The 22232-nt window shown below is 74.0% G+C and carries 23 protein-coding genes and 1 riboswitch; of the genes, 13 read left to right on the top strand and 10 right to left on the bottom strand.

The genetic code is table 11. From position 1 onward, the window contains the following. Positions 1–3 precede the first annotated feature (3 nt). Positions 4–192 carry a hypothetical protein gene (locus ACUJ8O_RS07650; RefSeq protein WP_445373288.1) on the bottom strand — a complete coding sequence of 63 codons (189 nt, stop codon included), beginning with the start codon at positions 190–192 and terminating at the stop codon, positions 4–6. A 125-nt stretch (positions 193–317) separates the two neighbouring features. Here ACUJ8O_RS07650 and ACUJ8O_RS07655 point away from each other — a divergent pair, with 125 nt between their 5' ends. The 8 genes from ACUJ8O_RS07655 (at position 318) to ACUJ8O_RS07690 (ending at position 8016) form a co-directional block, all read left to right on the top strand. Further along, positions 318–1445, top strand: a complete 1128-nt coding sequence (locus ACUJ8O_RS07655; protein WP_206496398.1) for an NADH:flavin oxidoreductase/NADH oxidase — start codon at positions 318–320, stop codon at positions 1443–1445. A 56-nt stretch (positions 1446–1501) separates the two neighbouring features. After that, complete coding sequence (locus ACUJ8O_RS07660) at positions 1502–2041, top strand: NUDIX hydrolase family protein (RefSeq protein WP_036316089.1); 540 nt, start codon at positions 1502–1504, stop codon at positions 2039–2041. A gap of 2 nt (positions 2042–2043) precedes the next feature. Further along, positions 2044–2943 carry a DUF6707 family protein gene (locus ACUJ8O_RS07665; RefSeq protein WP_225941407.1) on the top strand — a complete coding sequence of 300 codons (900 nt, stop codon included), beginning with the start codon at positions 2044–2046 and terminating at the stop codon, positions 2941–2943. 70 nt (positions 2944–3013) lie between these two features. Beyond that, a complete protein-coding gene (locus ACUJ8O_RS07670) occupies positions 3014–3586 on the top strand; it encodes a GNAT family N-acetyltransferase (RefSeq protein WP_155933740.1) in 573 nt (190 codons plus the stop codon). 74 nt (positions 3587–3660) lie between these two features. Continuing rightward, complete coding sequence (locus ACUJ8O_RS07675) at positions 3661–4452, top strand: glutamine amidotransferase (protein ID WP_158184187.1); 792 nt, start codon at positions 3661–3663, stop codon at positions 4450–4452. Between the two features lie 30 nt (positions 4453–4482). Continuing rightward, on the top strand, positions 4483–5442 hold the full coding sequence (locus tag ACUJ8O_RS07680) for an ornithine cyclodeaminase family protein (RefSeq protein ID WP_158184186.1): 960 nt from the start codon (positions 4483–4485) through the stop codon (positions 5440–5442). Between the two features lie 41 nt (positions 5443–5483). Further along, positions 5484–6827 carry a tRNA guanosine(34) transglycosylase Tgt gene (tgt, locus tag ACUJ8O_RS07685; protein WP_127435580.1) on the top strand — a complete coding sequence of 448 codons (1344 nt, stop codon included), beginning with the start codon at positions 5484–5486 and terminating at the stop codon, positions 6825–6827. Positions 6828–7074: 247 nt separating this feature from the next. Further along, the gene (locus tag ACUJ8O_RS07690; protein ID WP_078025373.1) at positions 7075–8016 is read left to right on the top strand and encodes an endonuclease domain-containing protein; all 942 of its coding nucleotides are present in this window, start codon (positions 7075–7077) and stop codon (positions 8014–8016) included. Positions 8017–8113: 97 nt separating this feature from the next. Here the strand turns inward: ACUJ8O_RS07690 and ACUJ8O_RS07695 are convergent, their stop codons facing one another. After that, complete coding sequence (locus tag ACUJ8O_RS07695; protein WP_036341128.1) at positions 8114–9328, bottom strand: acyl-CoA dehydrogenase family protein; 1215 nt, start codon at positions 9326–9328, stop codon at positions 8114–8116. 126 nt (positions 9329–9454) lie between these two features. On the opposite strand from ACUJ8O_RS07695, the gene ACUJ8O_RS07700 reads away from it, so the two are divergent. Then, positions 9455–10060 carry a TetR/AcrR family transcriptional regulator gene (locus ACUJ8O_RS07700; protein WP_445373289.1) on the top strand — a complete coding sequence of 202 codons (606 nt, stop codon included), beginning with the start codon at positions 9455–9457 and terminating at the stop codon, positions 10058–10060. A 10-nt stretch (positions 10061–10070) separates the two neighbouring features. Here ACUJ8O_RS07700 and ACUJ8O_RS07705 read toward each other — a convergent pair whose 3' ends face one another. The 3 genes from ACUJ8O_RS07705 to ACUJ8O_RS07715 form a co-directional block, all read right to left on the bottom strand. Next, on the bottom strand, positions 10071–10706 hold the full coding sequence (locus ACUJ8O_RS07705; protein WP_102708201.1) for a GNAT family N-acetyltransferase: 636 nt from the start codon (positions 10704–10706) through the stop codon (positions 10071–10073). Between the two features lie 99 nt (positions 10707–10805). Further along, positions 10806–11129 (bottom strand): putative quinol monooxygenase, encoded by a 324-nt coding sequence (locus ACUJ8O_RS07710; RefSeq protein ID WP_010079505.1) that lies wholly within the window; start codon positions 11127–11129, stop codon positions 10806–10808. Next, on the bottom strand, positions 11126–11590 hold the full coding sequence (locus ACUJ8O_RS07715) for a DUF4126 domain-containing protein (RefSeq protein WP_445373290.1): 465 nt from the start codon (positions 11588–11590) through the stop codon (positions 11126–11128). Before ACUJ8O_RS07715 ends, ACUJ8O_RS07710 begins: the two co-directional genes overlap by 4 nt. A 130-nt stretch (positions 11591–11720) precedes the next feature. Here ACUJ8O_RS07715 and ACUJ8O_RS07720 point away from each other — a divergent pair, with 130 nt between their 5' ends. From ACUJ8O_RS07720 to ACUJ8O_RS07730, 3 genes are all read left to right on the top strand, one after another. Next, positions 11721–12566: a hydroxymethylpyrimidine/phosphomethylpyrimidine kinase gene (locus tag ACUJ8O_RS07720; protein WP_036341136.1), complete on the top strand. Its 846-nt coding sequence runs from the start codon at positions 11721–11723 to the stop codon at positions 12564–12566. Positions 12567–12622: 56 nt separating this feature from the next. Then, positions 12623–13678, top strand: a complete 1056-nt coding sequence (locus ACUJ8O_RS07725) for a hypothetical protein (RefSeq protein ID WP_155933753.1) — start codon at positions 12623–12625, stop codon at positions 13676–13678. Between the two features lie 90 nt (positions 13679–13768). Continuing rightward, positions 13769–14254 (top strand): hypothetical protein, encoded by a 486-nt coding sequence (locus ACUJ8O_RS07730; RefSeq protein WP_020624818.1) that lies wholly within the window; start codon positions 13769–13771, stop codon positions 14252–14254. Between the two features lie 252 nt (positions 14255–14506). Here the strand turns inward: ACUJ8O_RS07730 and ACUJ8O_RS07735 are convergent, their stop codons facing one another. Both ACUJ8O_RS07735 and ACUJ8O_RS07740 read right to left on the bottom strand, forming a co-directional pair. Beyond that, positions 14507–15766 carry a sensor histidine kinase gene (locus ACUJ8O_RS07735; RefSeq protein ID WP_371506761.1) on the bottom strand — a complete coding sequence of 420 codons (1260 nt, stop codon included), beginning with the start codon at positions 15764–15766 and terminating at the stop codon, positions 14507–14509. Between the two features lie 21 nt (positions 15767–15787). Continuing rightward, positions 15788–15961 carry a hypothetical protein gene (locus ACUJ8O_RS07740; RefSeq protein WP_002856694.1) on the bottom strand — a complete coding sequence of 58 codons (174 nt, stop codon included), beginning with the start codon at positions 15959–15961 and terminating at the stop codon, positions 15788–15790. A gap of 151 nt (positions 15962–16112) precedes the next feature. Here ACUJ8O_RS07740 and ACUJ8O_RS07745 point away from each other — a divergent pair, with 151 nt between their 5' ends. After that, entirely contained in the window at positions 16113–16796 is a 684-nt protein-coding gene (locus ACUJ8O_RS07745) for a response regulator (RefSeq protein WP_158184181.1), read from the top strand. An 11-nt stretch (positions 16797–16807) separates the two neighbouring features. On the opposite strand, the gene ACUJ8O_RS07750 is transcribed toward ACUJ8O_RS07745, so the two are convergent. From ACUJ8O_RS07750 to gcvP, 3 genes are all read right to left on the bottom strand, one after another. Then, positions 16808–17641 (bottom strand): thermonuclease family protein, encoded by an 834-nt coding sequence (locus tag ACUJ8O_RS07750; RefSeq protein ID WP_002856692.1) that lies wholly within the window; start codon positions 17639–17641, stop codon positions 16808–16810. Between the two features lie 117 nt (positions 17642–17758). Further along, on the bottom strand, positions 17759–18925 hold the full coding sequence (gene gcvT / locus ACUJ8O_RS07755) for a glycine cleavage system aminomethyltransferase GcvT (protein WP_044659070.1): 1167 nt from the start codon (positions 18923–18925) through the stop codon (positions 17759–17761). Between the two features lie 13 nt (positions 18926–18938). Further along, positions 18939–21875, bottom strand: coding sequence for an aminomethyl-transferring glycine dehydrogenase (gene gcvP, locus ACUJ8O_RS07760; protein ID WP_069941309.1), 2937 nt, complete (start codon positions 21873–21875; stop codon positions 18939–18941). Positions 21876–22036: 161 nt separating this feature from the next. Beyond that, positions 22037–22153, bottom strand: a riboswitch (glycine riboswitch). Positions 22154–22232 lie beyond the last annotated feature (79 nt).

Consider the following 22232-nt stretch of genomic DNA (forward strand, 5'->3'; position numbering starts at 1 on the left):
CGTTCAGCGCCCGAGCCCAGCGGGCACCGTGAAGCGCAGCACGATCCGCGGGACGCGCGCGACGACCTCGATGTCCTTGGCCGCGAGCACGTGCGTGGCCTGGACGGCGGCCTCGGCCAGGTCCATGACCTCTTCGGGCCGGTGGCCGGGCAGGAGGTCGCCGATCTGCAGGCGGGCGCGGTAGGAGGGCATGGGCCCAGGGTAGGGGTGGACGCAGCAGCGGTGACGACTTCTCTCGTCGCACGGGCCGGCCCGCCCTTCCGCCCGCGGCGGACGCGAGCCCTCCCGTGTCCGGACCCGCTCGTAGGGTGGGGTGCATGACTCAGACCGCCACCCCGCAGACCGACGCCCCCGCCGTGCCCGCGATCTTCGAACCGATCGAGATCAACGGCGTGCGCGTGCGCAACCGCCTGATCCTGCCGCCGATGTGCCAGTACTCATGCGAGGCGCGCGACGGCGTCCCCCACGGCTGGCACTTCCAGCACCTGGGCGCCCGCGCGGCCGGCGGCTTCGGGATCGTGGTGGCCGAGGCCACCGCCGTCACACCCGAGGGACGCATCTCCGCGTGGGACACCGGCCTGTGGAACGACGAGCAGCGGGACGCGTGGGCGCCGATCGCCGCGTTCATCGCCTCCCAGGGCGCCCTGCCCGCCATCCAGCTCGGCCACGCCGGCGCCAAGGCCTCGACCGTCCCCATGCACCCGGGCGCGCGCGCCGGGCAGCCGATCCTCGAGGGCCCCGACTCCTGGGAGACCCTCTCCCCCTCCGGCGTGGCCACCAACTCCATGGAGATCCGCACCCACGCGATGCGGGTGGACGAGATCCGGGAGACCGTCCAGGCCTTCGCCGACGCCGCCGAGCGCGCCGACCGTGCCGGCTTCGGCGCCGTGCAGCTGCACGCCGCCCACGGCTACCTCATCCACCAGTTCCTCTCGCCGCTGACCAACACCCGGACCGACGAGTACGGCGGGGACTTCGAGGGCCGCACCCGCTTCCTCAAGGAGGTCGTGGCGGCCGTGCGCGAGGTGTGGCCCGCGGACAAGGTCCTCGGCATCCGCATCTCCGGCTCGGACTGGGTCGAGGGCGGCTGGAGCATCGAGGAGACCGTCCGCCTGGCGCAGGAGCTGCAGGGGCAGGTGCACTGGTTCGACCTGTCCTCCGCGGGCATCGGGGACACCTACGAGGGCCCTCAGGGCCCGGGCTATCAGGTGCCGCTGGCCACCGCCGTGAAGGAGGGCACCGAGGGGATCGTGGTGTCCGCCGTCGGCTCGCTGACCGGCGCCGAGGAGGTCGCGGCCGTGGTGGACGAGGACCGCGCCGACGCCGTCTGCGTGGGCCGCGCCGCCCTGGCGAACCCGAACTGGCCGACCGCGGCCGCCCTCGCCCTCGACGTCCCCTCGGAGCAGGTGCCGATGGCCCGGCAGTACTTCCGAGCCAAGTGGTGAGCGGAACACGCGGGACCCGGTGTGCCCCCGGCGCGGAACTCCGGTAGAACAGAACCATGAGTGTGCGCACCCCCGACCCGAATCCGGGCTGGCTGTCCGACGAGGACCTCTACGAGGCCCGGCGCCGGCTGCCCATGGTGTATGTGGAGGCCATCCCGGTGCGGCTGGACTCCCTCGGCTACGTCACCGAGATCGGCCTGCTCTACGTGGCGGACGAGACCGGCACGTTCCAGCGGACGTTCGTCTCCGGCCGCGTCCAGTACCGGGAGACCATCCGCGCCGCGCTGATGCGCCACCTGGAGAAGGACCTCGGCCCGCTCGCCTTCCCGCAGCTGCCGCCGTCGGTGGTCCCCTGCACCGTCGCCGAGTACTTCCCGGCACCGTCCGAGACCGGGCTGACGGACGACCGCCAGCACGCCGTGGCCCTGGTCTACGTGGTGCCGGTGACGGGTGAGTGCCAGCCGCGCCAGAACGCGCTCGAGCTGACCTGGCTCACCCCCGAGGAGGCCCTCGGCGAGGACATCCAGGCCGAGTTCATCGGTGGCCGCGGGGACCTGGTGCGCCAGGCCCTCGCCCACGTGGGATGGGGGCGCTGAGCATGGCACCGGTCGTCGGCGGCTACCTCCGCCATCTGAAGTCCCAGGACGTGCAGCCCGGGGACAGCTTCCTGACCCGCCGCGGCGAGCCCGCCCCGCCCGTGGCCTCGACCCGGGTGATGCGGGACGACTTCGGCACCCCCGCGCTCGTGATCGCCACCCTCGAGGGCGGCCGCGAGGTCAAGATCGCCCACGGCTCCGTGATCCGGGTCCGCACGGACCGCCCGGAGGAGCGCAGGGCCGTCCCGGACACCACCTTCTCCCCCGTGGACGCGGGGTCCCCCGAGGAGCGGATCGTCGCCGTCGGCAAGCGCCACCTCGAGGACACCGAGCTGACCGCCACCGCGGCCCGGCTCTCCCACGGGTTGAACCTGCGCTCCGGCTCCCAGCTGGAGGACGTGTTCGGCATGGCCGAGCGGCTCTACCTGCTGCACGAGGACACCGAGGGCACGCTCGCCACCCTGGGCCTGCTGACGAACCTGCCGTGGGACGGGGCCGTGGGGCGGTGGAAGTCCATCCAGGCCGCGCTGTCCCTGGCGTCGCTGATCCTGCGCGAGGAGGGCGAGCACATCGCCGCCGCCAACCTCGGTCGGCGCCTGCTCGAGGCGGACGAGGTCCCCTCCGAGCCGGGCCGGGCGGCCCGTGTGCTTGAGGTGCGCCAGCGTCAGCTCAACGAGCCGCCGCTCTACGACCGGGAGATCTCCCGCGCCCTGCAGGCCCGCGACGCCGAGGCCGAGTATCAGTGGCGCCGCGCCCGGTTCGACCAGCTGCTCTACCTGCGCGCCCGCGGCGGCTCGGAGACGCTCACGGACGCGGACCTGGATTCCCGGATCGCCCGTGAGCTCGGCACGCTGCGCACCCTCGCCGACGAGCTCGAGGCGAAGGCCGCCACGCGCCGGTGACACGCCCTCCGGGGTCCGACTCGTGTGGCGCACCTCACTCTCCAGCCCCTGTCGGGGCTATGCTCCCGGCATGACCGGCCCCGCACCCGCCCAGCTCCGCCCCCTCCGCGCCACGGGCACGCCCGCCGTCCTGGCGGCCTTCCACGCGGGCACCGTCGGCATGGCCGACCCCGCAGAGGTCACCGACGACGCCTCCGCCCGCGCCTACGTCGACGGACTGGTCCAGGCGGAGGGGACGGACGCCGTCGCCGTGGTGGAGCGCGGGACGGACACGCTGATCGGCCTGGTCGCCGTCGTGCGCGACGAGGCGCACGGCACCGGCGCGCTCACCGCCTGGCTGCATCAGGGCTGGCGCGGGGACGCGATCATGTCGCGTGCGGCGACCACCGTGACGGACGCCGAGCTGGCCGAGGGCGGCCTCGAGCGGATCGAACTGGCCCACCGGGCGGACAGCCCGACGGCGGGGGCCGTCGCCCGGGCCGCCGGGCTCCGACACGAAGGCACGCAGCGCGGCCGCCTCCGCGCGGGCGGGCGGCGGCTCGACGTGCACCGCTACGGCCGGCTGGCCGCGGACCCGCTGCCCGAGGAACGCGTCCGTCCCCTGCCGTGGGCCTCCGACGCCCGCCCCTGGGCCGACCGCTGACCGCGGCCCGCCCCCGACGACGCCCCACGACGCCGTCACGCCCTCCCGGCCCGATGCCCCGCTAGTCTGCCGAGATGACCACCCCGACCGGCGCCGTCCCGAGCCCGCACCCTCGGCCGTTCCTCCTCGTCCAGACGCGCCCCGAGGACGACGCCGCGGCCGCCGAGGTCGAGGCCGTCGAGCGGCTCGGCGGCTACTCGGAGGGCCGGCTGCGCGTGCTGCGCCTGGACCGCGCGGTGCAGCAGCCGGCCGCGGCCGACGGCCTGGACTGGGAGGCGGAGCTGGCGGACGTCGCCGCCGTGATCCTGCCCGGCAGCCCGTTCACGGGCTCCGATCCCGAGGAGACCAAGTCCCCCGTGCAGCGCGCCGTGGAGGCGGAGCTGGGGCGGATGCTCGACGTCGTCCGGCGCCGAGACCTGCCGTTCCTCGGCTGCTGCTACGGCGTCGGCACGCTGGGCCGGCACGCCGGCGGCGTCGTGGACAACGCCCATGGCGAGTCGGCCGCGCCCGTCGAGGTCACGCTCACCGACGAGGGCGTCGCCGATCCGCTGCTGGCCGGGGTGCCGCGCACGTTCGCGGCGTACGTGGGCCACAAGGAGGCGATGAGCGCGCTGCCGCCCGGCGCGGTGCTGCTCGCCGCGGGCGCCGACTGTCCCGTGCAGATGTTCCGGCTCGGCACCCGCCAGTACGCCACCCAGTTCCACCCGGAGCTGGACCAGGCCGGGATCCTCGAGCGCCTCGAGATCTACCGCGACCACGGGTACTTCGCCCCGGGCGAGTACGAGCCCACGGTGGCGGGGCTGGCCGCCGTCGACCCCGAGCACCCGCGCCGGATCCTGGCGAACTTCCGCACGCTGTTCGGCTGAGCCGCCCGGCCCACCCCGTAGCGTGGCCGCATGGACACGCACCGCGCCACCGCTTCCCTGCCCTGGATCGACGGCCCCGCCGTGCGCGCCGCCCTGAGCCCGCGCGCCGCCGTCGACGCGCTGGAGGCGGCCCTCGCCGCCGGCCTGGACCCGGAGGCCGACGCCCCCCGCACCCGCGTGTCCACCGCCGCCGGGCAGCTGCTGCAGATGCCCTCGACGCGCGGGAGCGAGGTCGGCACCAAGCTGCTCACCCTCACGCCGGACAACCCGGAGCGCGGACTGCCGGTCATCCAGGGCGTCTACGTGCTGTTCGGCGCCCCGGGCACCCCCGGCCAGGCGCCGCGGGCCGTGCTGGACGGCGTCGAGCTGACGGGCCTGCGCACCTCCGCGGTGTCCGCGCTCGGGGTGCGGCTGCTCGCGGACGCCTCGCCCCGGCACCTGGTCGTGGTCGGCACGGGCGTGCAGGCGTGGGAGCACGCGCTCACCTTCCAGGACGTGTTCGGGCTGGAACGGGTGTCCGTGGTGGGCCGCGACGCCGACCGGGCCGCCGCCCTGGCCGCGCGCATCGAAGCGGAGCTGGGCGTGACCGCGAGCGCCGCGGGCCCGGAGGCCGTGGCGGAGGCGGACGTCGTGGTGACGTGCACGGCCGCGACGGCCCCGCTGTTCGACGGGACGCTCGTGCCGGAGCACGCGACGGTCGTGGCGATGGGCTCGCACACCACGGACGCCCGCGAGACCGACGACGCCCTGGCCCGCCGCGCGACCGTGGCGGTGGAGTCGCGGGACTCGGCCGCCCGCGAGGCCGGCGACGTCACCCTCGCGGTGGCCTCCGGCGCCCTCGCCGGGATCGAGGACACGGTGACGCTGGCCGAGCTCGTGGCCGGGACCGCGCGTCGTCGGGAGGGCGCGCCCGCCCTGTTCGTCACCACCGGCATGCCCTGGCAGGACCTGGTGGTGGCGAGCGCGGTGGCGCGGGAGGTGCTGGGCTGAGCCGGGGCGGCCTGCGGTGCCTGCGCACTACCCTGGGTCCCATGCCTGAGACCCCCGCCGCCCCGACGCCGCAGCCCGCCTCCGGTGCCCCCGCGCATCCCTCGCAGTTCGGCTTCGAGGTGACGCACCGGCTGGAGACCGGCGGTGCGGACGGCGCCCCGCTCGGGCGCACCGGTGTGATCACCACGCCGCACGGGCGGATCCAGACGCCGGCGTTCATCCCCGTCGCGACGCAGGCCTCGGTGAAGGCGGTGCTGCCCGAGTCCATGGCGGAGCTCGGCGCGCAGGCGCTGCTGGCCAACGCGTATCACCTGTACCTGCAGCCCGGTGACGACCTCCTGGACGAGGCCGGCGGCCTCGGCGCGTTCATGAACTGGCCCGGGCCGACCTTCACGGACTCGGGCGGCTTCCAGGTGATGAGCCTCGGCTCGGGCTTCAAGAAGGTCATCGACATGAAGGGCCCCGGCGCGCCTGAGGGGCAGGGCGCCGACGACGCCGTCGCCCCCGGAAAGGAGCGCCTGGCCAACGTCGACGACGACGGCGTCTGGTTCAAGTCCCACCTCACCGGGGACCGGCACCGGTTCACCCCCGAGGTGTCCGTGGGCATCCAGCACAACCTCGGCGCGGACATCATGTTCGCCTTCGACGAGCTGACCACCCTGCACAACTCCCGCGGCTACCAGGAGGAGGCGCTCGAGCGCACCCGCCGCTGGGCCCAGCGCTGCCTCGACGAGCACGCCCGCCTCACCGGGGTCCGCGCGGCGCGGCCGTACCAGGCGCTGTTCGGCGTGATCCAGGGCGCCCAGTACGAGGACCTGCGCCGCAAGGCCTGCCGCGACCTCGCGGCGATGCGGGCCGAGTTCCCGGCCGCGGGGGAGCTCGACGGCGTGACGTCCGGCTTCGACGGCTACGGCGTCGGCGGGGCCCTGGAGAAGGAGAACCTCGGGACCATCGTGGGCTGGTGCGCGCAGGAGCTGCCCGAGGACAAGCCGCGCCACCTGCTGGGCATCTCCGAACCCGACGACCTGTTCACCGCCGTCGAGAACGGCGCCGACACCTTCGACTGCGTCTCCCCCACCCGGGTGGCCCGCACCGGTGCGTTCTACACCCGCGACGGGCGCTACAACCTGCCCGGGGTGAAGTACCGCCGCGACTTCGGCCCGCTGGACCCCGAGTGCGACTGCTACACGTGCGCCCACTACTCCCGCGCGTACCTGCGGCACCTGTTCAAGGCGAAGGAGATGGTGGCGCACACGCTCCTCTCCATCCACAACGAGCGGTTCACGGTCTCGCTCGTGGACCGGATCCGTGCGGCCATGCAGGACGGCACGCTCGCCGAGCTCAAGGCCGAGACCCTCGGCCGGTACTACGCCCCGAAGGGCTGAGGGGCGCTGGGTGCGCCGGCACGCTGCGGGGGGGAGCCAGCACGCTGCGACGGGCGCGAGCCAGACGTTTCTGCTGTTCTGAGGGGGCTGTCTCGACCGATTCGTCTGGCTCAGCGCCGCTCGGACGCGTGGGGGACGTGAGCCAGACGATTCAGCGGCTCCTGCACAGGGCCGCGGGCGCAGCTCGCCCTCCACGGCCCTCGCGGTCGCGGCGCCGGGTCCGCTGGTGGAAGGGGAGGCTGGCGGCATGGTCGCCCCTCCTCCGCACCACGACGCCGCCCCCAGCCCCGTCTTCCCGGTCGCCGCGGGGCTGCAGGCCGGCCTGACGGCCTCGCAGCTGCGCGGCCCCCGATTCGACGCCCCGCACCACGGGCTGCGGCACACCGCCGGGGGTCAGCCCTCACTGGCCGACGTCGTCCGCGCCCTCCAGCGGACGAACCCCGGCACCGCGGCCACCCACGCCACCGCCGCTCGCCTCTGGGGGATGTGGCTGCCGCGGCAGTGGGAACGCGGCCCCATCCATCTGGCGCGCACGCGGGCCGAGGGCGGGGCGCCGCGCCGCAGCGGCGTCGTCGGGCATGAACTGCACCCGCAGGACCCCGTGCTGGTGCGTGCCCGGGTGCGGATCACGACGCCGGCCGCCACCTGGGCGGCGCTGGCGCAGCTGGGTCTGCCGTTGGCCGACGTCGTCGCCGCCGGGGACAGCCTGCTGCAACGGGCTGACGGCCCGGCGGGCCGGCGTCGTCCCGGCGACCATCCACGGTGCACCGTGCGTGATCTGGAGGCGGAGGTGCTCCGGGTGCGTGGGCGGCGAGGGACGCGGACCCTGCGGGCGGCCCTGCCGCTGCTCAGGGACGGCGCGGATTCGCGGGCCGAGACGCTCCTGCGACTGGCGCTGGCCGACGCGGGTGTGCCGGAGCCGGAGGTGAATCCGCTGCTGATGCTGAGCGACGGGTCCACCGTCCGGCCGGACCTGGTGTGGCGCGAGGCCCACGTCTGCGTGCAGTACGAGGGCGATCATCACCGGACGGACCCGCGGCAGTGGCGCCGTGACATCGAGCGCGACCGCCGGATGCAGGCCGAGGGGTGGATCGTGCTGCGCGTAACCGCCAGCGTCTTCACTCGGCGCGGTCTCGACGCCCTGCTGCGCGACCTCGCCGCCCACCTGCGGCTCCCTCTGCCTGCGTGAGCCAGACGATTCGGCCGCCGAGCCAGACGAATCGGCGGCAGGGGGGCGTGCGTACCAGCAGAAATCTCTGGCTCACGCCGCCCCCGCTCGCGTCATCTCACACGAACGCGCCGACCCCCGTGATCTCGCGGCCGATGATCAGCCCCTGCACGGTCTCGGTGCCCTCGTAGGTGTGGATCGCCTCGATGTCCGCGAAGTGGCGAGCCACCTCGTTCTGGATGAGGATGCCGTTGCCACCGAGCAGGTCGCGCGCGTTCGCGGCGATGGACCGCGCGGCGCGCGTCGCCGAGTACTTGGCCATGGACGCCATCGGCCCGGTGAGCCGGCCCTCGTCCTCGAGCCGGGTCGCACGCAGCACGAGCAGCTGCACCTGGGTGAGCTGGGAGAGCATCTCGGCCAGGCGGGTCTGCACGCTCTGGGCGGCGGCCAGCGGCCGGCCGAACTGGATGCGCTGCCCCGCGTACTGCACCGCCGCCTCGTAGCAGCCCACGGCCTTCCCGAGGGCGGACCACGCGACGCCCACGCGCGTGGCGAAGAGGACGCGGGAGGTGTCCTTGAAGGAGCGGGCCTCGGGCAGGACGTCGGCGTCGGGCACGAAGACGCCGTCGAGGGTGATGTGGGCCTGGTCGATGGCCCGCAGCGCGACCTTGCCCTTGATGACCTCGGCCGTGTAGCCCTCGGACTCCTGGCGCACGATGAACCCGCGGACCTTCTCGTCCTCGGCGCTGCGCGCCCACACCACGGTCACGCCGCCGGCGGCCCCGTTGCCGATCCACTTCTTGTGCCCGTGCAGCCGCCAGCCGCCGTCGACGCGCTCGGCGCGGGTCTCCAGCGAGACGGAGTCGGAGCCGTGGGTCGGCTCCGTGAGCGCGAAGGCGCCGTAGAGCTCGCCGCGCGCCATGGCCGGCAGGTGCTCGGCACGCTGCTCCTCGCTGCCGCACAGCTGGATCGAGCGCATGGCCAGACCGCCCTGCACGCCCGTCATCGTGGCGATCGAGCCGTCCAGGCGCGAGAGCTCCATCATGGCCAGGCCCGCTGCAACGCGGGAGACGTCGGGCAGCCCGTCCACGGGGACGCCGTCGCGCAGCAGGTCGGCCTGCCCCAGGCGGGCCACGAGGTCCAGCGGGTACTCGTGGCGGTCCCACGCCTCCCGGATCCGGGGCAGCACGTCCGGCTCGAGCGCGAAGGCGCGGGCCCGACGCCACACATCCTTCTCGGCGTCGGAGACGTCCGCGAGCGCGAGGTAGAAGTCGGTGTCCAGCGGCGTGGCGACGTCGTACTCGGGCTCGACGGTGGGCAGGGTCTCGGTCATGGTGGCCTCCCGGGCGGGGTCGGAGAGATGGGCGTGTCCGTCATCACCCTACACCGACTGACACGCCATCTCACAGATTCAGACGCAGTCTCATTCCTTCTCCGCGCCCATGGCACCATGGCCCGCATGACGACGCCCGCCGAGGACACCCTCACCGCCCTGATCCACCTGCTGGACCGCGAGGGCTACGACGCCGTCACGGTCGACCAGCTCGCCCGCCAGGCCGGCATGAGCCGGGCCAGCTTCTTCCGCCACCTCGGCGGGAAGGAGGAGGTGGTCTTCGCCGACCACGCCGCGCTGCTCGCCCGCCTGGACGACTTCCTGCGCGGCACCTCCCTCGGCGTGCGGGAGGCCCTCGAGGAGGCGGTCCTCCAGGTCTTCCGGCACCACACCGCCGATCCGGACCGGGCCCGGGCGCGCTCCCGCCTGCTGCGCGGCTCCCAGGCGCTGCGCACGCGCGAGCTGCTCACCTCGCACCGCTACACGGAGCTGTTCTCCGGCTGGCTCGCCTCGGCCCTGCCGGACACGCCCGCGCGCGGCGGGATCGCCGTCGGGCTGGCGGCGGCCGTGGTGGCTGTCCACAACCGCGCCCTGCGGGCGTGGCTCCACGCCCCGGCCGACGACGCCGAGGCCGGCCTGCGCGCGGACCTCGCGGAGGTCATCGCGCGGCTCACGGCCACCCCGGCCGAGGCCGAGCGGACGCTCGCCGCCGTGCGCCGACTCCTGGGCTGACGCCGGACTCTCAACGGCCCGCGACCTGCGCGTTCTCCGCCCCGAACGCGGGCGGGTAGCGGAACTCGCCGGCCGGCACCTCGGCCCCGTCCTGGAGCGTGAGGACCTGCAGCGCCTCGGGCTGCCGGGCGAAGGCCGCGTGCACGCCGTGCTCGGAGGCCCGGTGGAAGCCGAACTTCGCGTAGTACTCGGGCCAGCCGTAGACCACCACGACCTCCTCGCCGTCGGCCTGCGCCTTCTGCAGCAGGGCGTTGACGAGCGCGGTGCCGGCGCCCTCGCCCTGATGCTCGGGCAGGACGCCGTGCGGGGCGAGGGCGAGCACCTGGGCGTCGTCGATGTGGGCCCGGACCAGGGTGCCGTAGCCCATCGGGTCCGACTGCAGGTCCGTGCCGGGGATCGCGGCGGTCATGGCCACGAGGGAGTACTGGGGCAGCCAGCCCTCCGCGCCGCCGGCGAGCTCCTCGACGAGGTCGGCCTCGGCCGTGGACGCGAAGGCGAGTTCGGCGATCTGGCGGACGGCGCGGCGGTCCGCCGGATCGTCGTGATCGGCCTCGCGGGTGGACCAGCGGTGACCGAGATCCTGGCCGGCAGGGACGTGGGCGGCGCGGTGGCCGGGGGTCTGGGTGCTGTTCTGCTCGGCGCTCATGCGCTCACCGTAGCCAGGGTGTGACCCCGGATACAGGGACGGCGCCCTGCGTCACGCTCGTGACGCGGGCGCCGTCGCCTCCTCTGGCCGGGGGCGGGCTCAGTCGATCTGCAGCTCGCCCATCGGGCCGAAGCCCTCCGCACCGACCTGCTCGGAGATGATCTGGGGCGTGCTCGCCAGCAGCGGGCGCATCGCGTCCAGGCCCTCCTGGAAGTGCGGGGACGCGACGTGGGCCTGCGCTCCCTCGTCCGTGAACCCCTCGAGCAGGAAGTACTCGTTCGGGCCGCCCTCCACCGGGCGGTACCACTCGAAGAACAGGTTGCCGGGCTCGGAGCGCACGTCCGCGGTGTACTTCGCGACGGCGTCCATCCACTCGTCGGCACGCTCGGGCTGGACGGTGAACTTCAGGTTGATGAGGATCATGCCGTCCATTCTGGTCCACCCGGCACGGCCGCGGCACGGCCTCGCGTCCGCCGCGCGCGGAACCGCCGGGCCAGCAGCCACAGGCCCACGACGACGGCGACCACCAGCACGGCGACCAGCACCGGCAGGAACAGCGCGGCCGCGACGAGGCCGGCGGCCGAGACGTCCTCGGCCGCCGAGAGCACGGGCGCGGCGGCCCCCACCGTGACCGTGTCGGCTCCCACGACCGTCTGGACGACGTCGTTGACCGCGTCCACCCCGGGGATCTTGTCCGCGACGAGCTCGAGCGCGAGCAGGGCGCCGAGGATCCAGAGGGAGGCGTCGGCGGAGAGCCACGTCCACCCCGCGGGCAGGTCGACGAGCCCCGTGAACCGGTCCAGCAGACCCAGGGCGAACAGGGGAATGTAGGCGTTGAGCCCGGCCGAGGTGGCCAGGCCCGTGGCGGTGAGGAACTCGAGCACTTCCGTCCCCTTCCTTCGCGGGTCACTCGGGGCGCCCGGGCGGACGCTGCGGTCAGAGGACCCTCGCCCTCCAGTGAACACCGCCGGCCGTCGGGCGCTTCCCGTCCGGGGTCGGTCCTACCATGGGCGCATGCCCCAGACCGCTCACTCCCCCCAGCACTCCGCCTCCGCCCCCGCGCTCGCCCTGACCATCGCCGGGTCCGAGGCCACCGGCGGCGCCGGCGCCCAGGCCGACCTCAAGACGTTCCAGGAACTCGGCGTCTTCGGCATCGTGGCGCTGACCTGCATCGTCTCCTTCGACCCGGAGGACGACTGGAACCACCGCTTCTTCCCCGTGCCCACCGAGATCCTCCAGCAGCAGCTCGACGCCATCCAGGGCGACTACCCGGAGCGGCTGCGCACCGTGAAGCTGGGCATGCAGGGCTCCCCGGAGGTCATCCGCACCTCGGCCGCGGCCCTGCGCCGCGCCGAGTGGGACCACGTGGTCCTGGACCCCGTGCTCATCTGCAAGGGCCAGGAGCCGGGCCACGCCCTGGACACGGACCAGGCGCTCAAGGCCGAGCTGCTGCCGCTGGCCACCTTCACCACCCCGAACCACTTCGAGACGGAGCAGCTCTCCGGCATGACCGTGCGCTCGGTCGAGGACCTGACGGCGGCCGCTCGGCGCATCCACGAGATCTCCGGCGCGGCCGTGCTGGCCAAGGGCGGGATGCACCTGCCCGGCCCGGACGCCGTGGACGTGTTCGTGGACGGGGACACCGTGGAGGTGCTCTCCGCCCCGAAGATCGGCCAGTCCGGCGTCTCCGGTGCGGGCTGCTCGCTCGCCGCGGCCGTCACCGCCGAGCTGGCCAAGGGCGCCACCACGCTCGAGGCCGCGCGCCGCGCCAAGGAGTTCGTGGGAGCCGGCATCGCGCAGGCGGTGGAGGGCCGCACGCCGTTCGCCGCCCTGTGGCAGGGCGGCCTGCGCTCCGCCTGAGCGCGCACGTGGGCCGCTGACTCGTCCTGAGCCGGGCGGTGCGCCACACTGGGGGCATGAAGCTCCCCTCCCCCGCCCCTTCCGCCCCCGGCGAGGTCCACCACTCGGCGTCGTCCGTTCCCGTCGACAACGCGGAGGCCGTCGTCCCCGCGCTGCGCCAGCGCGCCCTCGCCCCGGGCGGCCGGCTCTACGGGCTGGCGGCGGCGGCCGCGGTCGGCGGGCTCACCCTGCTGGATCCGCACGCCCGCCGAGGGCGCGAGCGTCGGGCCCTCGCAAAGCTCGAGGCCGCCGTCAGCGGCACGTTTCTCGCGGCCGAGACCGCCAACGCCCTCCACACCGCCGCGATCGCCGACGGCGAGGTGGCCCCCTCCCCCGCCGCGCGTGCCCTGCGCGGGCTCGGCGGACTGGCCGTCGGCGGCGCGGTCGCGGCGGTCGCGCTGCGTGCCACCGGCCTGAACGACCGGATCGACGGCGCCGTGGTGCGCGGGCTCCAGCGGGTCGGCGTCCCCGCCCCGCGCGTCGCGCTGGCCGCAGCGGCCTCCCTGGCGATGCTGCTGGCCAACGAGGACGCCCGCCGGACCCGCCGCGACGCCGTCGAACTCGCCGTCACCGGCCCCGCCGGCCTGGACGAGGACACGGTCGACGAGGTCGAGCCCGAGGCCACCGCCGAGCTGCCGGTGGAGGTGCGCGTGCTGCTCGAGACCCTGCTCGACCCGGCGCTGGCCGAGGGCCGGGACCTGCCCGGGGCTGAGGCGCTGCGCTCCCAGCTGCCGCACGCGCGCACCGTCACCTCGGTGGCCGAGGCCATCCGTGAAGCCGGCGAGGTCCCGGACTGGGTGCCGCTCGTCGTCGAGACCGACGATGACGTCCGGCGCGCGGTGCCGAACGACTGCGTCTGGCCTGTCCGCGGCCGCTTCGCCTCCGGCTCCGCGGGAGGACACGAGCTCGAGCTGCGCCTGCAGGTGATCGACGGGGAGATCGGCGCCCTGACGGTGACCCTGCCCGCGGACGCCGAGGCGGACAGCGACGCCTGGGACGCGTTCCAGGAGATCGAGTCCTTCCCCGGCGTCGAAGACCTGACCTTCCACGTGGACGGCGACCGGCGCGCCTGACCGGGAATTCTCCCGGGGCCCGTCCAGCCCGGCCCACTACAGTGGGGACCCGCCCGACGTCGTCGATCCCCCTCCCGGAGAGTTCCCGCCATGACCACCCCCGCCCCGGTCGCGTCCGCCGCCCGTGCCCGTCGCCGCGCGGCCCGTTCCGGCCCCCGCCCGCAGCTGCGCATGGGACTGAACGGGTTCCTCGTGGCCTGGCTGCTGCCCAACCTCGTGATGGCCGCCGTGGTGGCGATCCTGGCCGTGGTCCCGGGCCTGCAGGCCTTCGGCAGCTTGACACCGCTGCTGACGGTGGTCGGGGTCGCCGGGCTGGTGGTGGGGCTGCCGCTGTGCCTGCTCGTGAACTGGGCGTTCCGGCACGTGCTCAACCAGTGGGTCCACGTGCTGGCGTACGCGCTGATCGGCATGCTCTACGGCCTGGTGGTGCTCACGCAGGGCGCGGCGGGCATCCTGCCGATGCTCATCCCGGTGATCGGCTTCCCGGCCGCCGTGCTCATGGCCCTGGGCCGGACGGCGGCCCGTCCCCTCGTCCGCACGGTCACCCCGGAGCCGTCGCCCGCCGAGCCGGCCTGAGCACGCCCGACAACGAGAAAGGACGATGGCCGGATGGCCATCGTCCTTCTCGGAACCGCGTCCGGGGCCCGCATCCCCTCAGGCATGTATCCCGGCTCGTGATTCGCACTGTGCACCGTCTCAATGGGGCATGACCCACTCTAGGAGGGACGACGGCGCCCCCGACAGTGGCGGAAGGTGCAGACTTTCGGGCGCTGATGTGAGGCAAATCACATGAATGTGGGCCCCGGCTGCGACGGCGCCGGCCCCCGGTCAGACGGATCGGGGGAGCACCGCGCGCACCCGCCACCCCCAGCCCCCCGGCCCGGCCTCGATCGTGCCGCCGAAGGTGGCCACGCGATCCCGCATGGAGTTCAGGCCCACACCGGAGGAGTTCCAATGCGGCGGGCCGGACCGCTCGGTGACGGTGTTCTCCACCGCGAGCACCACGTCCGACCCCGCGTCGCGGAGTTCGATGCGCACGCGCGCGCCCTCGCCGGCGTGCTTGGCGACGTTCGTGGTGGCCTCCTGGAGCACCCGGTGCAGGGTGGACCGCACGGAGATCGGCATCGCGTTCTGGTCGCAGCGGACGTCCGTCTCCACCGTCATTCCGAGACTGCGCAGCTCCTCGGCCAGGCGGGCCACGGACAGGACCGGATCCGCGGACGTCGCGCCGTCCGCGCCCCCCGCGACGCCCGGCTCACCGCTCGGGTCCACGATCCCGTCCTCCTGGAGGACGGAGAGCATGCGCCGCAGGTCCCGCAGCGCGTCCTTCGCGGAGTCCCCCACCACGTCCAGCACGCCCTGAGCCGCCTCCGGGGTGCCGAGGTAGCGTGCCGTCCGGGCCTGCATCGAGATGATCGTGAGGTTGTGCGCGACCACGTCGTGCAGGTCGCGGGCCAGGGAGCGACGCTCGGCCTCGGCAGCCAGCCGGGCCCGTTCCTCCGCCTCGAACACCCGGCGGCGATCCCGCTCCCGCCGGGTCAGGCTCTCGCGGATGAAGAGCCCGCCGCCGAGGCCCATGGACATGAGCAGCAGGATGAACCACGTCGCGTTCGCCTGACCCACCGCGAACGGCTGGGCGACGCCCCAGGTCAGCGCCAGGACGGCGGCCGTGACGACGAACCCCCAGGAACGGGCGGTCGCCGCGACGGCCCCGAGGACCACGGGCGCGACGACGGCGAAGAGCACCTCGGAACCGCCGACGACGGTCGCGACGGCCCCGGGCAGGAGCAGGGCGAAGCCCACCGTGCTGCGCCACCACTGGGCGAGGAAGGCGCTGGTCGCCGACGCGATGGCGATCCCGTCCAGGACCGGGATGGCGCCGTGGCCCGGGCCGAACAGACCGATGTCGGACGCGGTCGAGGCGAGCAGGAACGCCGACCCGAAGGCGAGATAGACGCGGCTCAGCGGCGCCGCGGCCCAGAACGCGCGCCACCGCAGGCTGCGCGCCTGACGCCACGCCGAAGAGCGGCGCGCCCGGGAGGGCGCGCCGCTCCGGACGGAGGGGGTCGATGGGCTCGAATCAGGCATCGGGGGCGGACCGCCCCGGGGTCAGTCGCACCAGATGCCGAAGTGGCGGCACGTCCACTCCGCAGTGCCTTTGCCGAGGCCCAGGGTCGTGACGACGTCGTCCTCGGCCGAGGCCGCCGAGGCGGCGGCGGCCGGAGCGCCGACGAGGGTGGAGGCGAGAAGGAGAGCGGAAGCGAGGAGAGCGCGAGTCTTCATGGCCCCAGTATGTATGACGCCCGTCACAAATGGTGCACGCCGCGCACAGGCCGCGCCGCGGCATGGCGCAGATGACGGCCGGCGGGCACCCCGGCCTCGCCCCGACGCCGACAAGGTGGCATGCGCCACAGCACCGGTTACGCTGACCTGCGTGTCCGAAGAGCTGCGCATCCTGATCGCCGACGACCAGCCGCTCATGAGCGGCGCGCTCCGCGTGCTCGTCGACTCTGCCCCCGGCATGACCTGCGTGGGTGTGGTCGCCAACGGCGTCGAAGCCGTGGAGGCGTGCGCCGCCATCGAGCCGGACGTGGTCCTGATGGACATGCAGATGCCCCTGATGGACGGGGTGGAGGCCACACGCCGGATCAAGGACACCCACCCCGCGATCCGGGTCCTGGCGATCACCACGTTCACGTCCGAGGACTACCTCGTGCCGGCCCTGCGCGCCGGAGCGGGCGGCTACCTCCTCAAGGACGCGGAGCCGCCGGCCATCCTGGGCGCCATTCAGGCCGTCCATCGCGGCGAGTCCGTGCTCTCCCCCGCCGTGGCGACCAAACTGCTCGCCTCGATCGAGCGGGACCGGCCGACGGTGGGCCCCACCTCGGTGCAGCCCGGCAGCCCCGACGGCTCCGACCTCACCGAGCGGGAGCTGGGCGTGCTGCGGCTGCTGGCCAGGGGTCAGTCGAACCCGGAGATCGCCGCGAACCTCTTCGTCTCCGAGTCCACGGTCAAGGCCAACCTCACGCGGATCATGGCCAAGCTGGAGGTCCGCGACCGCCTCCAGCTGATCATCCGGGCGGCCCAGCTCGGGCTCGTCACCCTCGCCCTGGACTGAGCGCGGCGGGGTCAGCCACGGGCCGCGATCTCGTTGCGCCGCGTGTTGAGGTCCTTCAGGACCTGCATCCCGTGCTCCACCACCGGGTCCGCCTCGGCCAGGAGCGACTCCTTGGCCGGCCCGTAGGCGAGGTCGGCGAACGTGCCGTTCTCCGGGTCGAGGGCCCGGATCTCCTGCTGCACCAGGCGCACCTGGTCCAGGCCGGCCGCGTACTCCACCGCTCGCTCGTCGATCTTCGTCAGGGACGCCTCCGCGTCCTCCGGGATCTGCTCCAGGGCGAACTGGGCCTCGTAGAGCCGGTTCTGGTACGTGCAGGGCTCCTCGATGTCGTAGAGCCCCACGCCGCGACCCACGGCCTCCTGATTGGCCTGGGCGATCTCCTCCGCCAGGCGCTTGCCGACGGCGACCTCCGTGGGGGCGGCCATGCCGGCCTCCGCCATGGCCACGTTGACGGTGCCGCCGCCGATCGAGATGACCGCGCTCTCCATCCCCTCGGGCGCGCCCTCGTCCGAGGTGGTCATGCTCGCGGTCGCCCCCTGCGGGAGCCGATCACGCAGCCAGGCGTAGGACTCCTCCCCCATGCAGAGGTTGGGGCCGACCTTGAGGCCCTCGGGGTTGCGGCCCGCGCTCGTGACGCCGGCGAGGACCACGGTCCGCTCGGTGCCGCCTTGGTTCACCACCACGGTGTTGCCGTCCAGCACGGTGACGATGTCCACGCGGGCGGCGTCGGCGGCCACGCCGCGGAGGACGGTGACGATGCCCAGCAGGAGCAGGACGGCGGCGACGGCGAGGAAGACCAGCAGCCCCTTCAGGGGGACCCGGGCACGGGCGGCGACGTGAGTCATGCGGACTTCCTGCAGGTGGACGGCGGGACGGGGGGCCGCGACGACGGCCCGGAGCCCGAGTCTAGCGAAGGGCCCCGGGACCGCCGAGCGGCGGGCCGAGGGACGGCTGCGTCGGGCTCAGCGCTCCCGGCGGTAGAACGGCGTGGCCACCACGGTGAACGGCTCGCCGCGGCCGCGCAGGTCCACCTGCAGGGACGTGCCCTCGGCGGCCACGTCGCGGCGGACACGGGCCAGGGCGATGGGGTGTCCGAGGGTCGGGCTGGGGGCGCCCGAGGTCACCTCGCCCACCCGCTCGCCGGACTCGTCCAGCACGGCGTAACCGTGCCGGGCGGCACGCCGACCCGCGCCCTGCAGCCCCACGAGGACCTCCTCGACGTCGTCCCTGCCGACCAGCGCGGATCGTCCGACGAAGTCGGCCTCCTTGCTCGCGGGCACCGCGAAGCCGACGCCAGAGGCGTGCGGCTGGTGCCCGGTGTCCAGCTCGTTGCCGTAGAGCGGCATGCCCGCCTCGAGGCGCAGCGAGTCCCGCGAGGCGAGCCCGCACAGCGTCAGCTCCACGCCCGCCTCGTCCGCGGCCGAGAGCATCGTGTTCCACACGGCGGAGCCGCGGTCGCCGGCCTCGGCGGTGGAGGCGGCGGGCAGGAACAGCTCGAAGCCGTCCTCACCGGTGTAGCCGGTGCGGGCGACGACGGCGATGACGTCACCGGCGTCCGTGGGCACGGTCAGGGTCAGGTGGCCGTAGTACTTCAGCTCGGCCAGCTGCGCCGCGGCCTCCGGCATGGCCCGGGCGAGGATCCTCTCGGCCTGCGGGCCCTGCACGGCCACGAGGGCGGTGGTCGAGGACTCGTCCTCGACGACGGCGTCCCAGCCCGACGCCCGCTGGTTCAGGGCGGTGTGGACCGCGGCGATGTTGCCAGCGTTGGGCACCACCAGGTAGTCGGGCTCAGAGCCGGCCTCGCCGTCGTCCATCCGGTAGACGATCGTGTCGTCCAGGATGGTGCCGGCGTCCGTCAGGCACAGGGCGTACTTGGCGCGGCCGGGCTTCAACGTGGAGAGCACGCTCGAGAGGGCGTGGTCCAGCATGGCCCCGGCCTCCGGGCCGGTGACCCGGATCTCGCCCATGTGGGAGAGGTCGAAGAGGCCGGCGGAGGTGCGGACGGCCTTGTGCTCGGCCAGCTCGGAGCCGTACTTCAGGGGCATGTTCCAGCCGCCGAAGTCCGTGAACGTGGCGCCCGCGGCCTCGTGGACCGGGTGCAGAGGTGAGTTGCGCGTCGAATCGCTCATGGGGGTGATCCTCTCAGTCCTCGTCGGCGGTGTCGGCCACGGCGTCCTCGAACGCCTCGGGCGGCGGGCACGAGCACACGAGGTTGCGATCGCCGTAGGCGCCGTCGATGCGGCCCACCGGCGGCAGGTACTTGTCCAGACGCAGGCTCGGCACCGGCGTGCCCGCCTGGGCGCGCGAGTAGGGGCGGTCCCACTCGTCGGCCATCAGGACGTTGAGGGTGTGCGGGGCGCGGCGCAGGACGGAGTCCGCCACGGTCTCCGGGGTGACGGCGGTGATCTCGGCGTGGATGGCCTCCATCGCCTCGATGAACCGCTCGATCTCCTCGAGGTCCTCGGACTCGGTGGGCTCCACCATGAGCGTGCCGGCCACGGGGAACGCCAGGGTGGGGGCGTGGAACCCGTAGTCGATGAGGCGCTTGCACACGTCCTCGGCGGTCACGCCCGTGCGGGCCGTGAGCTCGCGCAGGTCGAGGATGCACTCGTGCGCCACGAGGCCGTCGTTGCCCGTGTAGAGCGTCGGGTAGAGGGGCGCGAGGCGGCGGGAGATGTAGTTGGCGCCCAGCAGCGCGTGCGCGGTGGCGGAGCGCAGACCCTCGGCGCCCATCAGGTGGATGTAGGCCCAGGAGATGGGCAGCACGCCGGCCGAGCCGTGCGGGGCCGCGGTCATCAGGGCCTCGCGGGAGGGCAGGTACGGCACGAGGTGCTCGCCCACCGCCACGGGGCCCACGCCCGGGCCCCCGCCGCCGTGCGGGATGCAGAACGTCTTGTGCAGGTTCAGGTGGGAGACGTCTCCGCCGAACTCGCCCGGCTGGGCCAGGCCCACGAGCGCGTTGAGGTTGGCGCCGTCGATGTACACCTGGCCGCCCGCGGCGTGCACCGTGGCGCAGACCTCCTTGACGTCGGCGTCGTACACGCCGTGCGTGGAGGGGTAGGTGATCATGATGGCCGCGATGCGGCCCTCGTTCGCCGCGATCTTGGCGTCCAGGTCGGCGGCGTCGATCGTGCCGTCGTCGGCGGTGGCGACGACGACGACCTTCAGCCCCGCCAGCACGGCTGAGGCCGCGTTGGTGCCGTGGGCGGAGGCCGGGATCAGGCAGATGTCCCGCTCACCCTCACCGCGGGCCAGGTGGTACTGGCGGATGGCCCACAGGCCCGCGAACTCGCCCTGCGAGCCGGCGTTCGGGGCCACCGAGACGCCCGCGTAGCCGGTGATCTCGGCGAGCTTGGCCTCGAGGTCCGCGATCAGGAACCGCCAGCCCTCGGTCTGGTGGTCGGGCGCGAACGGGTGGATGGAGCAGAACTCGGGCCAGGAGATGGCCTCCATCTCCGCGGTGGCGTTGAGCTTCATGGTGCACGAGCCCAGCGGGATCATGGTGCGGTCCAGCGCCAGGTCGTAGCCGGAGAGGCGGCGCAGGTAGCGCAGCATCTTCGTCTCCGAGTGGTGGGTGTTGAACACCGGGTGCGTCATGAACGCGGAGGAGCGGCGCAGCGACTCCGGCACGGCCGGGGTGGCCACGGCGCCCTCGTGCGCAGAGGCCGGCAGGGAGCCCGCGTCCAGGCCGAACGCCGTCAGGACGGCCACGAGGTCGGCGTCGACGGTGGTCTCATCGGCTGCGATCCGCAGGGTGTCCGCGTCCACCAGGCGCAGGTTCACGCCGTTCTCCTCGGCGGCCTGCAGGACCTGCTCGGCCCGGCCGGGCACGCGGACGGTGATCGTGTCGAAGAAGTGCTCCTCGGCGACCTCGACGCCACCGGCCCGCAGCGCCTCCGCCAGGCGGACGGCCTGGGCGTGGGCGTGGCGGGCGATGCGGGCGATGCCCTGGGGGCCGTGGTAGACGGCGTACATCGAGGCGACGATCGCGAGCAGCGCCTGGGCGGTGCAGATGTTGGACGTGGCCTTCTCGCGCCGGATGTGCTGTTCGCGCGTCTGGAGGGCGAGGCGGTAGGCGGGCTTGCCGGCGTCGTCGTGGGAGACGCCCACGAGGCGGCCCGGCATGCTGCGCTGCAGGCCCTCCTTCACGGCCATGTAGGCGGCGTGGGGGCCGCCGAAGAACAGGGGCACGCCGAAGCGCTGCGTGGAGCCGACGGCGATGTCCGCACCCTGCTCCCCGGGCGGAGTGATCAGGGCGAGGGAGAGGATGTCCGCCGCGACGGTCACGAGGGCGCCGGCCTCCTTGGCCTGCGCGATGACGGCGGCGTGGTCGTGGATGCGGCCGGAGTCGCCGGGCTGCTGCAGCACGACGCCGCACAGGCCCTTCTCCTCGACCTCGGCGCGGACGTCCTCCGGGATGCCTGCGGAGAGGTCGGCCACGCGCACGTCGATACCCACGGCCTCGGCACGCAGGCGCACCACGGAGAGGGTCTGCGGGAAGAGGTCCGCGTCGAGGAGGGTGACGCCGTCGGTCCTGCGACGGTTGGCGCGGTGCATGAGGAGCACGGCCTCGGCGGCGGCGGAGGCCTCGTCCAGCAGAGAGGCGTTGGCGATGTCCAGGCCGGTGAGGTCCTGGACCATCGTCTGGTAGTTCAGGAGGGCTTCGAGGCGGCCCTGGGAGATCTCCGGCTGGTACGGCGTGTAGGCCGTGTACCAGGCCGGGTTCTCCAGCACCTTGCGGAGGATGACGCCCGGGGTGACGGTGTCCGAGAAGCCCTGCCCGATCATCTGGGTCTTCATGACGTTGCGGCCGGCGATCTCGCGCAGCTGCTCCAGGACCGCGGACTCGGTCAGCGGGGCGGGCAGCTCGAGGGGCTTCGGCTGGCGGATGCCGGCGGGGACGGCGGTGTCCACGAGGGCCTCGAGCGAGTCGTAGCCCAGGGTCTGCAGCATGTGCTCGACGTCCGCGGGGCGCGGGCCGATGTGGCGGGCCACGAAGGGGGCCGAGGCGGTGTCCTTGGGCTCGACGCGCTCGTGGGGCAGCGCGGTCGTGCTCTCGGTGGTCTGGGGGCTGGTCACGGGGTACCTCCGGGGGATCCTGCCGTGGTCACGGCGTGGGTCTGCTCCTCCCCGCTCTGTCATGGACCTGAGAGTTTCCGACGCCCGGGTGGGCGGCTTGCACCGTCGGTGGTCTCGGTCCGGACGCGGGCGCGGCGGAGTGAGACGCTTTCCAGAGCGCCTGACCCCACGCGGTACGGATGCCTGAGAGATTCCCGGGGAGGGTTTGCTCCTTCGGCGGCCTGCTCACGCGGCCGGCCGGGGCAGGACGCGCGCCGACGCTCTCCCGCGCGGGGCATGCGGCGTGCCGTCAGTATCCCACACGTGTAGGCCGCGTCACAGGGCGCCCGGGAGGGGCCGGACGGGGCGTGTCGAGGT

The sequence above is a fragment of the Micrococcus sp. EWR3.9.1 genome, from assembly GCF_052615555.1.

Coding starts and splice junctions, on each gene's coding strand:
- ACUJ8O_RS07650 (WP_445373288.1), bottom strand. CDS start 192: ATGCCCTCCTACCGCGCCCGCCTGCAGATCGGCGACCTCCTGCCCGGC.
- ACUJ8O_RS07655 (WP_206496398.1), top strand. CDS start 318: ATGACTCAGACCGCCACCCCGCAGACCGACGCCCCCGCCGTGCCCGCG.
- ACUJ8O_RS07660 (WP_036316089.1), top strand. CDS start 1,502: ATGAGTGTGCGCACCCCCGACCCGAATCCGGGCTGGCTGTCCGACGAG.
- ACUJ8O_RS07665 (WP_225941407.1), top strand. CDS start 2,044: ATGGCACCGGTCGTCGGCGGCTACCTCCGCCATCTGAAGTCCCAGGAC.
- ACUJ8O_RS07670 (WP_155933740.1), top strand. CDS start 3,014: ATGACCGGCCCCGCACCCGCCCAGCTCCGCCCCCTCCGCGCCACGGGC.
- ACUJ8O_RS07675 (WP_158184187.1), top strand. CDS start 3,661: ATGACCACCCCGACCGGCGCCGTCCCGAGCCCGCACCCTCGGCCGTTC.
- ACUJ8O_RS07680 (WP_158184186.1), top strand. CDS start 4,483: ATGGACACGCACCGCGCCACCGCTTCCCTGCCCTGGATCGACGGCCCC.
- tgt (WP_127435580.1), top strand. CDS start 5,484: ATGCCTGAGACCCCCGCCGCCCCGACGCCGCAGCCCGCCTCCGGTGCC.
- ACUJ8O_RS07690 (WP_078025373.1), top strand. CDS start 7,075: ATGGTCGCCCCTCCTCCGCACCACGACGCCGCCCCCAGCCCCGTCTTC.
- ACUJ8O_RS07695 (WP_036341128.1), bottom strand. CDS start 9,328: ATGACCGAGACCCTGCCCACCGTCGAGCCCGAGTACGACGTCGCCACG.
- ACUJ8O_RS07700 (WP_445373289.1), top strand. CDS start 9,455: ATGACGACGCCCGCCGAGGACACCCTCACCGCCCTGATCCACCTGCTG.
- ACUJ8O_RS07705 (WP_102708201.1), bottom strand. CDS start 10,706: ATGAGCGCCGAGCAGAACAGCACCCAGACCCCCGGCCACCGCGCCGCC.
- ACUJ8O_RS07710 (WP_010079505.1), bottom strand. CDS start 11,129: ATGATCCTCATCAACCTGAAGTTCACCGTCCAGCCCGAGCGTGCCGAC.
- ACUJ8O_RS07720 (WP_036341136.1), top strand. CDS start 11,721: ATGCCCCAGACCGCTCACTCCCCCCAGCACTCCGCCTCCGCCCCCGCG.
- ACUJ8O_RS07725 (WP_155933753.1), top strand. CDS start 12,623: ATGAAGCTCCCCTCCCCCGCCCCTTCCGCCCCCGGCGAGGTCCACCAC.
- ACUJ8O_RS07730 (WP_020624818.1), top strand. CDS start 13,769: ATGACCACCCCCGCCCCGGTCGCGTCCGCCGCCCGTGCCCGTCGCCGC.
- ACUJ8O_RS07735 (WP_371506761.1), bottom strand. CDS start 15,766: ATGCCTGATTCGAGCCCATCGACCCCCTCCGTCCGGAGCGGCGCGCCC.
- ACUJ8O_RS07740 (WP_002856694.1), bottom strand. CDS start 15,961: ATGAAGACTCGCGCTCTCCTCGCTTCCGCTCTCCTTCTCGCCTCCACC.
- ACUJ8O_RS07750 (WP_002856692.1), bottom strand. CDS start 17,641: ATGACTCACGTCGCCGCCCGTGCCCGGGTCCCCCTGAAGGGGCTGCTG.
- gcvT (WP_044659070.1), bottom strand. CDS start 18,925: ATGAGCGATTCGACGCGCAACTCACCTCTGCACCCGGTCCACGAGGCC.